This window comes from Streptomyces sp. NPDC005281 (assembly GCF_040607495.1).
GTDB lineage: Bacteria > Actinomycetota > Actinomycetes > Streptomycetales > Streptomycetaceae > Streptomyces.
The window spans coordinates 58,766-71,956 of the sequence record NZ_JBEXGX010000021.1 but is presented as its reverse complement, the minus strand read 5'-3'; the positions used below and the strand labels follow the sequence as shown (position 1 = coordinate 71,956).

Here is a 13,191-nt window from a genome sequence, read left to right as displayed (position 1 = left end):
GGCTTTTTCGGCCGGGGGTTCTCGGTGGGCGGGCGCGTTATCGCTGCGGCGGCAGGGATTCGATGTACGCGGAGACCGACGCGACCGTCGGGTGGAGGAACATCTGGTCCATGGGGACCTCGGCGCCCAGTTCCTCCAGGAAGGCGCCCTGGATCCGGACCATGATCACGGACTGGCCGCCGAGGGCGAAGAAGTCGTCGTCGGCCGCTATGTCCTCGCGCTTGAGTTCCCGGCACCAGATGGCGCGCACGCTGTCGGCAGTCATCGGATTCCTCGGTTCTGAAGGGCGTCGACCAGTGCCGCGCGGTCGACCTTCCCGTGCGGGCTCAGCGGAATGGCCGCGACGCCGACGAACCTGGCGGGGACCATGTTCCGCGGCAGCGTCTTGAGGAGGCGGGCGCGCACGGCGTCCTCGGCGAGAGCGCCCGCCTCCGGTACCACGAACGCGGTCAGCTCGGCGTCGCCGGCGTCGGTGCGGGTGACCGCGACGGCGGCCTCCCGTACCTCGGCCAGCCTGCCGAGCGCGCGCTCGATGTCGGTGGGGTCGATGCGCATGCCGCGCACCTTCACCTGGGCGTCCATCCGCCCGGCGACGACGAGGTCACCGGCCCCGGTCACCCGGCCCCGGTCGCCGGTGCGGTACAGCCGCACCGGTGTGCCGTCGACCTCGATGGTCGTGAACTTGGCGTTCTCGGGGCCGGAGGCGCCCAGGTAGCCGGCGCCGACACCGGCTCCGGCGATGCAGATCTCGCCGTCCTGTCCCGCCGCGACAGCGCGCAGCTGCCCGTCGAGGAGGTGGATGTCGGTGTTGTACGCCGGCCGGCCCACCGGGGCGATGTCGTGCTCGCCGGCCCGGTATCCGGCGAGGTCGAACGAGGTCGCCACGTCGGTGCACTCGGCGACGCCGTACTGGTGCAGCAGGGTGCAGGTGTTGCCCTCGCGCCGCATCCAGTCGGTGAGCCGCTCGGGCCTGAGCGCCTCCCCGCCGAACAAGATGTAGTCCAGGCGGGTCAGGGCGTCGCCGCCGCGCGCCCTCTCCCAGTCGATCAGCACGTACAGGGTGCTGGAGGCGCAGTGCACCACGCGGATGTCGTGCTCGCGCAGGACGCGGTAGGCCAGCATGGCGTCGAAGTTGCGGCTGGCCAGCAGGTACTGGGTGGCGCCGCAGAACAGCGGTGTCATCAGGGCGCGTTGGGAGAGGTCGAAGCCGAACGCGCTGACCACCAGGTTGTGGGAGCCGCTGTTCAGGCCGTACTCGAGCTTCAGCCAGTTCATCAGGTTGAACCAGCCCTCGTGGCGCACCGCGGTCAGCTTCGGCGTACCGGTGGAGCCGGAGGTGAAGACGGCGTAGCAGAGGTCGTCGCCGGTGACCTGGATGCCGGGAGAGGTCGCCGGCAGTCCGGCCAGGTGCTCGCCGAGCTCGTCGAGGTCGACGACGTCGACGGCCGCCGGGGCGACCATGGCGGCGGTGGCCGGGGAGGCCACGATCAGGGCGAGATCGGGGACCTGGCCCAGCAGCAGCTCGAGCCGGGCGGCCGGGTAGGCGGGGTCGAACGGCACGTAGGCCGCGCCCGCCTTCAGCGTGCCGAGGACGGCGACGAGCAGGTCGATGGAGTAGTCGAGGCAGAGGCCCACCTTCGCGCCCCGGCCGTGTCCGCGCGCGGCGAGGAAGTGCGCGAACCGGTTCGCTCTCGCGTCCAGTTCGGCGTACGTCACCTGCCGGCCGTCCCGGACGACGGCGACGGCGTCGGGGGTGGCCCGCGCATGCGCCTCGAACTGCTGGTGGACGACGGGCGCCGAGGGCAGGGCGACCCGTTTTCCCTGAAGGATCATCAACTGACTCCGATATGAGGGGTGTCCGGTCGAACGAGCCGCCGGCCCACCACGCGGTACGGGGCTTGCCCGCACCTTCGGGCGGGGCGCCTTCGGGGGGTGCGGTGCGTCCTCGGGCGGGGCGCCTTCGGGGGTGCGGTGCGTCCTCGGGCGGTGTGTTCTGCGGGCGCTGCTTGTTCAGGCGGTCTGCTGGCCGGGGTGTTTCTTCAGGCGGTACGCCGGTCGGTGGTGTGGCTGTCTGCTGCGGTACGCGGGTCTGCGGTGTGCCGATCGCCGGTACGCCCGTCTGCGGTGTGCCGGTCGGCGGTACGCCGGTCTGCGGTGTCGCGGTCGGTGGTGTGCGGGTCTGCGGTGTGCTGGTCTGCGGTGTCGAGCGTCTGGGTGATCCACTGGCCGACGGGTAGGCCGTGCGCGGCGGCCTGGCGGGAGTAGTGCTCCAGCCGGTCGGCGGACAGCTCGATGGTGAGCGTGGTCGCCTTTCGCCGCTGCTCGGCGGCGGCCGGCTCGACGGGCCGGGGCACCTCCTGCTTCCCGGCGTCGGCGGCGGGGCCTAGGCGGGCCTCGTCGCTCTGCGCGGCCAGGCCGGCGCGGACCGCCCTGCGCAGTTCGTTGCGCGACCACTTCTGCTGTTCGGCCCTGCGCAGCCAGTAGTCCTGCTCCGGCGGCGAGAGACGGGTGACCTCGGCGTGGTGGGCGAAGCTGAGGCCGTCGTGCCTGCGGTGGTGCTCGAAGCGGCGGGCCACCCAGGCGTAGTTGCGCAGGGTCTGGTAGTCGAGCCCGGTGCGCTCGATCGCCTCCTTGTAGCGCCGCCACCCGTAGGTGGCCTCACCGTAGAGCAGCCAGTCGGCGAGCCACCACGCGGAGGAGTTCACGAGCTCGCGCAGGTTGGCGCCGATCCGCTCCCAGGAACGCTCCGGCAGGTTGGGAGGCAGGACCATCCCGGACTTCTGCACCGTGGCCTGCGATCCCACGAAGGACAGGACCATGTCGCCCTGCGCCGGCGCACGGCCGGCGTCCACGGGTCCCGGCCTGTGCCCGCCCGCGGTTCTCACAGCCCCCGTCACAACCTTCAACTCCCCACTCGAAGTGTCTTCCTGGGTGCGGACCGGTCCCGGCGGACGACGGCGTCGTCCCGGCCGGATCCGCGGGAGTGGCGGCGCTCAGTCCGCCGCCATGGCCTCCTGGAGGCTCTTGGGCCGCAGGTCGGTCCAGTTCTGCTCGACGTACTCCAGGCACTCGGCCTTGGCCGCTTCACCGAAGACCACACGCCAGCCCGCGGGCACCTCGGCGAACACCGGCCACAGGGAGTGCTGCTCCTCGTCGTTGACGACCACGTAGAAGCGGCCGTCCGCGTCATCGAAGGGGTTCGTGCTCAACTGGGCACCGTCCTTGTCGGTCAGGGGCTGACTCGGGATGGGAGATCGCCGGGCCGGGTGCGCGAGGCACCGGGCGCGGGTCCGCCGGCCGGTGCCCGTCCGGTCGACGGGACACCCGCGCTGTCCGGTCGACGGGACAGCCGGCGCCGGTGGCGACCCCGGCGATGTCTCGAAACCGTAGGGAGCGCGCCGCCGGCGCTACAAGGGCGCCGGCCCCGCCGGCCCCCTGCCGTCCGCCCGCTCCTGCGCCCCGCGGTGATCCCCTGTACCGGGCCGGTTTCATGTGCCACGATGCCGCGCCCGCGGACCGGTGTCCGGGTGTGCCTGAGGCTCGCTCAAGGGCCGCCTGATCAGGGGCAGAGTCCCTCCTGTGCCGCCTGCTCCGGGGCCTGGCGGCTGTCCCGGTACAGGTCGGCCACCGGCCGCTGATCCGTGCGGCTCAGTACGGAATCCGCCAACACGCGTGCCATGAACGCAAGTTCCGCTCATTCCGCCGTCGTGCCGAGCCCAGCTCGCGGACCTCGCCTCCAGCATGGATGACATCCGCTTCGCACTCGGACAGGAGTTCAGGATGAGGATCTCTCGGCTGGTCACAGCAACCGTTGCAGCCGGTGTCGTTGCCACCATCGCTGCCGTGCCGGCAGTCGCCGCGGTCGACCAGGACCGCATTGCGGCAGTCACCCCGGCGAACTTCCACAACGACGGTGTACCGGCCGTCACCCCGGCCAACTTCCACACCGACAGCGTCCCGGCCGTCACCCCGGCGAACTTCCACGCCGACGGCGTACCGGCCGTCACTGCGGCGAACTTCCACAGCGACGGCGTCACGGCGCTCACTCCGGCGAACTTCCACGCCGACGGTGTCCCGGCGCTCACTCCGGCCGACTATTTCCGGGACACCCCGGACAACCGGATACGGAACGTCTGAGACCGACGCCGAAGGCGTTCCGTACAGCTTCCTGGTCACCGTCCTGCCCCCTCGGCGAGGCGGTGTCCGTCCGGCTCCGGACGTGCCGTCGCCGGCGACAACGGCGACGGCACGCCCTCGGACCGGTCCGGGTATGCCTGAGGCTCGCTCAAGGGCTGCCTGATCAAGGGCGGAGTCCTCCTGTGCCGCCCGCTCCGGGGCCGGGCGGCGTTCTAGGGTGCGAAGCCGTGCGGCCCGATCCGAGGGGGAGCGATGGACAGCACACGACCTGCCCTGCGCCTGTTCGTCCTGCACCACGCGGGCGGCTCCCATGTGCTCTACCGCCATTGGGCGGCCGGGCTGCCGGACACCTGGGACGTACGGCTGCTCGACGCGCCGGGCCACGGACTCCTCCTCGACCTGCCGCAGATCGACGACGCCCGCCGTCTCGCCGACTTCCTGCTGCGCGGCATCGAGTCCGAACTGGACGTTCCCTACGCCCTGTTCGGGCACAGCATGGGTGCCCTCGTGGCGTACGAGATCACCCGGCGGGCCATGGCGCGGGGTCTGCCGCTGCCGGTATGGGTCGGTGTCTCCGCTCGCCCCGCGCCTCAGGCGGCCGCGCCGCGCAGCGGGTACCACGAGCTGACCGACACCGAGCTGCGCTCGCGGCTGAAGCTGCTCGGCGGCACCCCGGGCGAGGTCTTCGACGACCCGGGCCTGTGGGCCCTGTTCGCCCCCGTCATCCGGGCCGACCTGCGCCTGGTGGAGGACTGGCGCCCCGCTCCCGGCACCGCCGCTCTGCCCGTGGCGCTGTCCGCCTACGCGGGCAGCTCGGACCGGTCCGCGGCGCCGGGGCGGATGGCCGGCTGGGCGGAGCACGCCGAGCGCTTCCTGGGCCTGCGGGTCTTCGACGGCGGTCACTTCTACTTCGCGGACGATCCTGCTCCCCTGCTGCGGCAACTGGCACGGGACGGGGCCGCGGCACTGGACACGGCCCCGGCGCCGGGCGCGGCGACGGTGCCAGGCGCGGCCCCGGTGCCGGACGCGGCCCGGGCGCGGGCGTCCGCCACTCCCCCGCGCTGACCCCGCCGCGCGGACCCCGCACCCCGCACCGCCCGGCACCGGGCGTACGGCTCGGCCACACCCGGCGCACCCCGAACGCCCCTGCCCGCACCGGTAGAACGATCGATTCCGGCCTCTCGCGGGGCGGGGCGGCGGACGGCCGGAGAGTGCCGTACCTGCGCCTTCTCGGCCGTGGTGCCGCCGCACGAGTTGCCCGCGAGCCAGGTGACCTACGGTGCCGCCACGAACGCACCCGTACGGATCCAGCCACCGTGCGGACGAGACGAAGAGACGGGGAAACGACGATGACGATGCGGAACAGGCCAAGAGCCGGCGTGGTCGCTGTGGCGGCGGTGGCCCTCACGGCCACCGTCTTCACGGGTGGCGCCCGGGCATCGGGGGGCACGGCCGCGGGGGCGGCCGGCCACCAGGGCACGCAGGCGGCGATCGAGGCGGCCGTCGCGGCCGGTGTCCCCGGTGTGAGCGCCGAGGCGCGCGACGCCGCCGGGGTGTGGAAGACCGCGGTGGGCGTCGGCAACCGGGAGACGGGCGCGCCGCGCGGCAAGAACGACCGGTTCCGCACCGGCAGCGTCACCGACACGTTCGTGGCGACGGTCCTGCTCCAGATGGAGGCGGAGAAGAAGATCGGCCTGGACGACCCGGTCGAGCGCTATCTGCCCGGCGTGGTCACCGGCAACGGCAACGACGGCGGCAAGATCACCGTCCGGCAGCTGCTGAACCACACCAGCGGCCTGTTCGACTACCTCGCCGACGCGCCGTACTACCGGACGTACACCATGGGCGACAGCTTCCTGGCGCACCGCTACGACACCCTGACGGCCCAGCAGCGCCTGGACGTGGCCTTCTCCCACGCCCCACTGTTCGAGCCCGGCGCCCGGCACGCGTTCTCCCACACCAACGACGTCCTGGCGGCGCTGATCGTCCAGAAGGTCGGCGGCAGGCCGTACGAGGACGAGGTGCGCCGGCGCGTCATCGAGCCCCTGGGGCTGAGGGCGACGTCCAGCCCCGGCACGAGCAGCGACCTGCCCCGGCCGAGCAGCCGCGGCTACTCCAAGCTCTTCTACGACACCCGGCCGGACCGGATCGACGACGTCACCGAGCTGAACGGCTCCCAGAACTGGGGGGACGGCGACATCATCTCCAGCGCCCACGACCTGAACCTGTTCTACCGGGCCCTGCTGGGCGGAAAGCTGCTGCCGGCGAAGCAGTTGAAGGAGCTGAAGACGACCGTCGTCAATCCCGACCTGCCGATCACGTCGTACGGGCTCGGCATCGAGAAGCTCACGATGGGCTGCGGCGACATCTGGTACCACGACGGGGGTGTGGTGGGGTCGCTGACGCTGGCCGCCTTCACCGAGGACGGCCGCCATGAACTGACGTTCAACTACAACGGCGACTGGGACGCGTCGGGGATCATCCCCATCCTGAACGCCGAGTTCTGCGACCCGACGTCCGGCTGACGCCGCAACGCAATCCGACCGTGTCCCCCAGGAGAGCCGATGACAGTGCGTGCAGCCGTGGCCGGAGCGAGCGGCTATGCGGGGGGTGAACTCCTGCGTCTGCTCCTTTCCCACCCCGAGGTGCGGATCGGTGCCCTGACCGGGCACTCCAGCGCGGGCCGGCGGCTGGGCACCCTCCAGCCGCACCTGGCCGCGCTGGCCGGGCGGGAGGTGGGGCCCACCACCGCCGAAGCCCTTCGGGGGCACGATGTCGTCTTCCTGGCCCTGCCGCACGGCCAGTCCGCCGCCGTGGCAAGGGAGTTGGGCGACGACACGCTCGTCATCGACTGCGGGGCGGATTTCCGTCTCGCGGACGCGGGCGACTGGGAGACGTTCTACGGCTCGCCGCACGCGGGCACCTGGCCCTACGGACTGCCCGAACTGCCGGGTGCCCGCGCGACGTTGGCGGGCGCCCGGCGTATCGCGGTGCCGGGCTGCTATCCGACCGCGGTGTCCCTGGCGCTCTTTCCCGCCTACGCGGCCGGTATCGCCGGGCCGGAGGCGGTGGTCGTCGCGGCGTCCGGCACGTCCGGTGCCGGGAGGGCGGCCCGGGCGGACCTGCTCGGCAGCGAGGTCATGGGCTCCATGCGGCCCTACGGTGTGGGCGGCGGCCACCGGCACACCCCGGAGATGGTGCAGAACCTCAGCGCGGTGGCGGGCCGGCGGGTCGCGGTCTGCTTCACCCCGACGCTGGCTCCCATGCCGCGCGGCATCCTCGCCACCTGCTCGGCCGCGGTCCTGCCCGGCACCGGTGTTCGAAAGGTGCGGGCCGCGTACGAGAAGGCGCTGGCCGGCGAGCCGTTCGTCCGGCTGCTGCCCGAGGGGCAGTGGCCGAGCACCGGGGCGGTGTACGGGTCGAACGCCGTCCAGGTCCAGGTGGCCCTCGATCCGGCGGTCGGCCGGATCATCGCGATCAGCGCCGTCGACAACCTCACCAAGGGCACCGCGGGCGGCGCCGTGCAGTGCATGAACATCGCCCTGGGTCTCACCGAGGAACTGGGGCTTTCCACGACCGGAGTCGCGCCGTGATCCGGGGCGGCACGGACATCAGCCGCTGACGCGGCGGGGCGAATGAGGAGATGCACGTGAGCGTCACCGCAGCACGAGGCTTCACGGCGGCGGGCATCGCCGCGGGGATCAAGAACAACGGCAGCCCGGATCTGGCGCTGGTCGTCAACGACGGGCCGCACTGTGCCGCGGCCGGTGTCTTCACCTCCAACCGGGTGCAGGCGGCCCCCGTCCAGTGGTCCCGGCAGGTCCTGGCGGACGGCCGTGTCCGCGCGGTGGTCCTCAACTCCGGTGGCGCCAACGCCTGTACCGGGGCGCAGGGCCTGAAGGACACGCAGGCGACCGCCGAGCGGGCCGGCGAGTTGCTCGGCCTGGACTCCGGTGAGGTGGCGGTCTGTTCCACCGGGCTCATCGGCGTGCCGCTGCCCATGGACCGCCTGCTGCCCGGCGTCGAGAGCGCCGTCGCCCTGCGCTCCGCCCGCGGCGGCAAGGACGCGGCCCGCGCCATCATGACCACCGACACGGTGCACAAGACGGCCGCCGTCACCGGGGACGGGTGGACGGTGGGCGGCATGGCCAAGGGTGCGGGCATGCTCGCTCCCGGGCTCGCCACCATGCTGGCCGTGCTCACCACGGACGTCTGCCTCGACAGCGGCGTACTGGAGCGGGCGCTGCGGGACGCCACCCGCGTCACCTTCGACCGGGTCGACTCCGACGGCTGCATGTCCACCAACGACACCGTGCTGCTGCTGGCCTCCGGCGTCGGCGAAGTCACCCCGGAATACGGTGAGTTCGCGCAGGCCGTCGAGAGGGTCTGCGCCGATCTGGCCCGGCAGCTGACCGGGGACGCGGAGGGCGCGAGCAAGGAGATCCGCATCGAGGTGACGGGCGCCGCGAGCGAGGACGACGCCGTCGAGGTGGGCCGCTCCATCGCCCGCAACAACCTCCTCAAGTGCGCGATCCACGGCGAGGATCCCAACTGGGGCCGGGTCCTGTCCGCCATCGGCACCACCTCCGCCGTCTTCGAGCCCGACCGGCTCGACGTCGCCATCAACGGGGTACGGGTGTGCCGGGGCGGCGGCATCGGCGAGGACCGCGCGCTGGTGGACATGAGCGGCCGCGACGTCGACATCACCGTGGACCTCTCCGCCGGCCAAAACTCCGCGGTCATCTGGACCAACGACCTCACCGCCGACTACGTCCACGAGAACAGCGAGTACGCCTCATGAACCCTTCCGAACACGCGACCTCGGCACTCGTACCGGACGGCGACGACGACACGGGTGCGGGGAACGGCAGTCGTGCGGGCGCGGCGCACGTACCGGACGGCGACGGCGGCACGGACGTGGGGAGCAGCGGCCGTGCGGGCGCGGCGCTCACGCCGGACGACGGCGGCACGACCGTGGGGAACGGCAGTCGTGCGGGTGCCGAGCTCGGTGGGGCGGCCAACGCGGCGCTGGTCAGGCGCTGGCGGGGCGTCATGATGGACAACTTCGGCACTCCCCGGCTGCCTCTGGTCGAGGGCCGGGGCTGCCGGGTCCGGGACGCCGAGGGCAACGAGTACCTCGACTTCTTCGGCGGCATCGCGGTCAACGCGCTCGGCCACGCGCACCCCGCGGTCGTACGGGCCGTCTGCGCGCAGGTCGCCTCGCTGGGGCACGTCTCGAACCTGTTCATCGCCGAGCCGACCGTGCGCCTGGCCGAACGCCTGCTGCACCTGGCCGGGCGCGCGGGCCGGGTGTACTTCTCCAACTCCGGCGCCGAGGCCAACGAGGCGGCCTTCAAGATCGGCAGGCTCACCGGCCGTACGCACATGGTGTCGACGACCGGGGGCTTCCACGGCCGCACCATGGGGGCCCTGGCGCTGACCGGCCAGAGCGCCAAGCAGAAGCCGTTCCTGCCGCTGCCGGGCGAGGTCACCCATGTGCCGTACGGGGATGCCGCGGCCCTGCGCGCCGCCGTCACCCCGGACACCGCGCTGCTGGTCCTGGAGCCCGTGCAGGGGGAGAACGGCGTCATCGTGCCGCCGCCCGGCTATCTGCGGGCGGCCCGCGAGATCACGGCGGCGACCGGGACCCTCCTCGTCCTGGACGAGGTACAGACCGGCATCGGGCGCACGGGCCACTGGTTCGCGGCCCAGGCCGAGGGCGTCGAGGCGGACGTCGTCACCCTCGCCAAGGGCCTGGGCGGCGGTCTGCCCATCGGCGCGACGCTCGCGTTCGGCGCCGCCGCGGACCTGCTGACGCCCGGCGCGCACGGGTCCACCTTCAGCGGCAACCCCGTGGTGTGCGCGGCCGCCCTCGCCGTACTGGACACCATCGAGCGGGACGGCATCCTCGACCGGGTCCTGCGGGCCGGGCAGCGGCTGCGGCGCGGCCTGGAGGACCTGGCCCATCCGCTGGTGCGCGAAGTCCGCGGCGCCGGACTGCTGGTGGGCGTCGCACTGGAGGGGAACCTCGCGGCACGCGTGCAGCAGGCCGCCCAGGACCGGAGGCTGCTGGTGAACGCGGCGGTGGCGGACGTCATCCGGCTCGCCCCGCCACTGATCGTGTCGGACCGCGAGGTGGACACCTTCCTCGAGGGGTTCGGGGCGGCGCTGTCCGAGGTCCACGCCCAGGTCCACGCCTAGCCAGGTCCGCGCCGAGGCCGAGGTCCGCACCGAGGTCCATGCCGGCGTCTGTGCCGCTGCCGACGGCGGCGGCGGCGGGCCGACGCCGAGGTCACCGCGGAGCGTTCACTCTCATCCTATTGCAACGCATCCAGTCGCTGACGTTGCATTACATTCAGATCCGTTGCAACAATTAAACACTGCTGAGCTGCGGCGATACATCTAGTGCGCAACAAGGTTGTTGCCGGATCCTTGAATGCAACGTAGCGTTTTCCACATCGGAAAACACGAGTCCAAGGAGCCCCCGGTGCAGAAGACCGAGTACGCGACGCAGACCTTCGAGACCCCCTCCCCCATCCGTGCCGAGGTCGACATCCCCGCCGGACGCCTCCAGTTCATCGCCGCGGAGCGGGCCGACACCGTGGTCGAGATCCGGCCCGCCGACCCCTCCAAGAGCCGCGACGTGAAGGCGGCCGGGGAGATCAAGGCCGTCTTCGGCGACGGCGTCCTGCGGATCGAGGCCGCGCAGGCGGCCCACACGCTCCTCGGGCACTCCGGGTCCGTCGAGGTCGCGGTCATGCTGCCCGCCGGCTCCCGGGTCGAGGCGAAGGCGGCCGCCGCCGAGTTCCGCGGCGTCGGACGCCTCGGCGACGTCACCTTCACGGGCGGCCACCGCTCGGTCAAGGTCGACGAGGCCGCGAGCGCCCGCCTCACCGTCCACGAGGGCGAGGTCTCGGTCGGCCGCCTCGAGGGCCCCGCCGAGATCAGCGTCCAAAAGGGCGCCATCCGGATCGGCGAGGCCGTGCGCGGCACGGTCACCCTCGACATCCGGCACGGCGACATCACGGTGGGTGCCGCCCGCGGCGTCTCCGCCTCCCTGGACGCCCGTACCGACTACGGCCGCGTCGACAACTCTCTGCGCAACGACGGCACTTGCGACCTGGACGTGCACGCCACCACCGCCTACGGCGACATCACCGCCCGCAGCCTGTGACCGCCCGCAGCCTCGAAGGAGCACCCCTCATGAGCACTTTGGCCATCGCGGCGAACGGGCTGCGCAAGTCCTACGGCGACAAGGTCGTGCTCGACGGCATCGACCTGGCCGTCGAGCAGGGCACGGTCTTCTCCCTGCTCGGCCCGAACGGCGCCGGCAAGACGACGGCCGTCAACATCCTCTCCACCCTCACCCGCGCCGACGCCGGCGAACTGCGCGTCGGCGGCCACGACCTCGCCTCCGACCCCCAAGCCGTACGCGCCGCGATCGGCGTCACCGGGCAGTTCTCCGCCGTCGACAACCTGATCACCGGCGAGGAGAACATGCTCCTCATGGCGGACCTGCACCACCTGCCCAAGACCGAGGGGCGCCGGGCCGCCGCCGCACTCCTGGAACGCTTCGACCTGACCGAGGCCGCGAAGAAGCCGGCCTCCACCTACTCCGGCGGCATGAAGCGGCGCCTGGACCTCGCCATGACCCTGGTCGGCAGCCCCCGGATCATCTTCCTCGACGAACCGACCACCGGCCTGGACCCCCGCTCCCGCCACACCATGTGGGGCATCATCCGCGAGCTCGTCTCCGGCGGCGTCACCGTCTTCCTCACCACCCAGTACCTCGAGGAGGCCGACCAGCTCGCCGACCGCATCGCCGTACTGCACAACGGCCTGATCGCCGCCGAAGGCACCGCCGCGGAACTGAAGCGGCTGGTCCCCGGCGGACACGTCCGGCTCCGCTTCACCGACCCCGACGCCTACCGCTCCGCCGCCTCCGCACTGCGCGGGGCCACCCGGGACGACGAGGCACTGGCGCTCCAGATCACCAGCGACGGCACCCAGCAGGAACTCCACTCCATCCTCGACTGGCTGGCCGCGGCGAGCATCGAGGCCGACGAACTGACCGTGCACACCCCCGACCTCGACGACGTGTTCTTCGCCCTCACCGACACCGGCAAGCTGCCCACCCAGACCAGCCAGACCGACCAGGCCGACCAGACCGACCAGGCCGACCAGGCCGACCAGGCCGACCAGCCCAAGGAGACCCTGCGATGAGCTCCCTGTCCCTCGCCGTGCGCGACTCCTCCACCATGCTGCGCCGCAACCTGCTGCACGCCAGGCGCTACCCCTCGCTCACCCTGAACCTGCTGCTCACCCCGGTGATGCTGCTGCTGCTGTTCGTCTACATCTTCGGCGGCGCGATGAGCGGCGGCGCGGGCCGCTCGGCGTACATCGCCTACATCGTGCCCGGCATCCTGCTGATGACGATCGGCTCCACGGTGATCGGCACCGCGGTGTCGGTCTCCACCGACATGAGCGAGGGCATCATCGCCCGCTTCCGCACGATGGCCATCCACCGGGGCTCCATCCTCATCGGCCATGTCATCGGCAGCGTCCTGCAGTCGGTGATGAGCGTGGTCCTGGTCGCCGCCGTCGGCGTGGCGATCGGCTTCCGCTCCAGCGGTGCCGGCGTCCTGGACTGGCTCGCGGCGTTCGGGCTGATCGTCCTGTTCGCCCTGGCGCTGACCTGGATCGCGGTCGGCATGGGCCTGGTCAGCCCGACCGCGGAGGCCGCCAGCAACAACGCCATGCCGCTGATCCTGCTGCCGCTGCTGTCCAGCGCCTTCGTCCCGCTGCACTCCATGCCCGGCTGGTTCCAGCCGATCGCCGAGTACCAGCCCTTCACCCCCGCCATCGAGACCCTGCGCGGCCTCCTCCTGGGCACCGGGATCGGCAACAACTGGTGGATCGCCCTGCTGTGGTGCCTGGGCCTGGCGGTGCTCGGCTACTACTGGTCGGCCTCGAAGTTCGACAGCGACGCGAACTGACGTCATGCGCGGCGGGCAGCCTTCCCGCACCCTCGTTCCGCCCAGGGCGGCGTGCACC

General features: G+C 72.1%; 13 protein-coding genes. 9 read left to right on the top strand and 4 right to left on the bottom strand.

Annotation, left to right across the window (positions count from 1 at the left end; all coding sequences use genetic code 11):
* Positions 1-37 precede the first annotated feature (37 nt).
* The 4 genes from ABZV42_RS27445 to ABZV42_RS27430 all read right to left on the bottom strand — a co-directional run bounded on the left by ABZV42_RS27445 (position 38) and on the right by ABZV42_RS27430 (position 3,209).
* Entirely contained in the window at positions 38-265 is a 228-nt protein-coding gene (locus ABZV42_RS27445; RefSeq protein WP_355985518.1) for an acyl carrier protein, read from the bottom strand.
* Positions 262-1,833, bottom strand: a complete 1,572-nt coding sequence (locus ABZV42_RS27440; protein WP_356054006.1) for an amino acid adenylation domain-containing protein — start codon at positions 1,831-1,833, stop codon at positions 262-264. Before ABZV42_RS27440 ends, ABZV42_RS27445 begins: the two co-directional genes overlap by 4 nt.
* A gap of 206 nt (positions 1,834-2,039) precedes the next feature.
* Complete coding sequence (locus tag ABZV42_RS27435) at positions 2,040-2,852, bottom strand: LmbU family transcriptional regulator (protein ID WP_356054004.1); 813 nt, start codon at positions 2,850-2,852, stop codon at positions 2,040-2,042.
* 141 nt (positions 2,853-2,993) lie between these two features.
* Positions 2,994-3,209: an MbtH family protein gene (locus ABZV42_RS27430; protein WP_328443621.1), complete on the bottom strand. Its 216-nt coding sequence runs from the start codon at positions 3,207-3,209 to the stop codon at positions 2,994-2,996.
* A gap of 634 nt (positions 3,210-3,843) precedes the next feature.
* On the opposite strand from ABZV42_RS27430, the gene ABZV42_RS27425 reads away from it, so the two are divergent.
* From ABZV42_RS27425 to ABZV42_RS27385, 9 genes are all read left to right on the top strand, one after another.
* Positions 3,844-4,137: a hypothetical protein gene (locus ABZV42_RS27425; protein ID WP_356054002.1), complete on the top strand. Its 294-nt coding sequence runs from the start codon at positions 3,844-3,846 to the stop codon at positions 4,135-4,137.
* A gap of 252 nt (positions 4,138-4,389) precedes the next feature.
* Complete coding sequence (locus ABZV42_RS27420; RefSeq protein ID WP_355985509.1) at positions 4,390-5,202, top strand: thioesterase domain-containing protein; 813 nt, start codon at positions 4,390-4,392, stop codon at positions 5,200-5,202.
* Between the two features lie 314 nt (positions 5,203-5,516).
* Positions 5,517-6,662 (top strand): serine hydrolase domain-containing protein, encoded by a 1,146-nt coding sequence (locus ABZV42_RS27415; RefSeq protein WP_355985507.1) that lies wholly within the window; start codon positions 5,517-5,519, stop codon positions 6,660-6,662.
* 39 nt (positions 6,663-6,701) lie between these two features.
* Positions 6,702-7,730 (top strand): N-acetyl-gamma-glutamyl-phosphate reductase, encoded by a 1,029-nt coding sequence (gene argC, locus ABZV42_RS27410; protein ID WP_355985505.1) that lies wholly within the window; start codon positions 6,702-6,704, stop codon positions 7,728-7,730.
* A gap of 56 nt (positions 7,731-7,786) precedes the next feature.
* Positions 7,787-8,938, top strand: coding sequence for a bifunctional glutamate N-acetyltransferase/amino-acid acetyltransferase ArgJ (gene argJ, locus ABZV42_RS27405; protein ID WP_356054000.1), 1,152 nt, complete (start codon positions 7,787-7,789; stop codon positions 8,936-8,938).
* A complete protein-coding gene (locus ABZV42_RS27400; protein WP_356053998.1) occupies positions 8,935-10,338 on the top strand; it encodes an acetylornithine transaminase in 1,404 nt (467 codons plus the stop codon). Before argJ ends, ABZV42_RS27400 begins: the two co-directional genes overlap by 4 nt.
* A 286-nt stretch (positions 10,339-10,624) precedes the next feature.
* Positions 10,625-11,311: a DUF4097 family beta strand repeat-containing protein gene (locus tag ABZV42_RS27395; protein WP_355985499.1), complete on the top strand. Its 687-nt coding sequence runs from the start codon at positions 10,625-10,627 to the stop codon at positions 11,309-11,311.
* A gap of 29 nt (positions 11,312-11,340) precedes the next feature.
* Positions 11,341-12,360: an ATP-binding cassette domain-containing protein gene (locus tag ABZV42_RS27390; RefSeq protein ID WP_356053996.1), complete on the top strand. Its 1,020-nt coding sequence runs from the start codon at positions 11,341-11,343 to the stop codon at positions 12,358-12,360.
* A complete protein-coding gene (locus ABZV42_RS27385; RefSeq protein WP_356053994.1) occupies positions 12,357-13,133 on the top strand; it encodes an ABC transporter permease in 777 nt (258 codons plus the stop codon). Before ABZV42_RS27390 ends, ABZV42_RS27385 begins: the two co-directional genes overlap by 4 nt.
* The last annotated feature ends 58 nt before the right edge of the window (positions 13,134-13,191 follow it).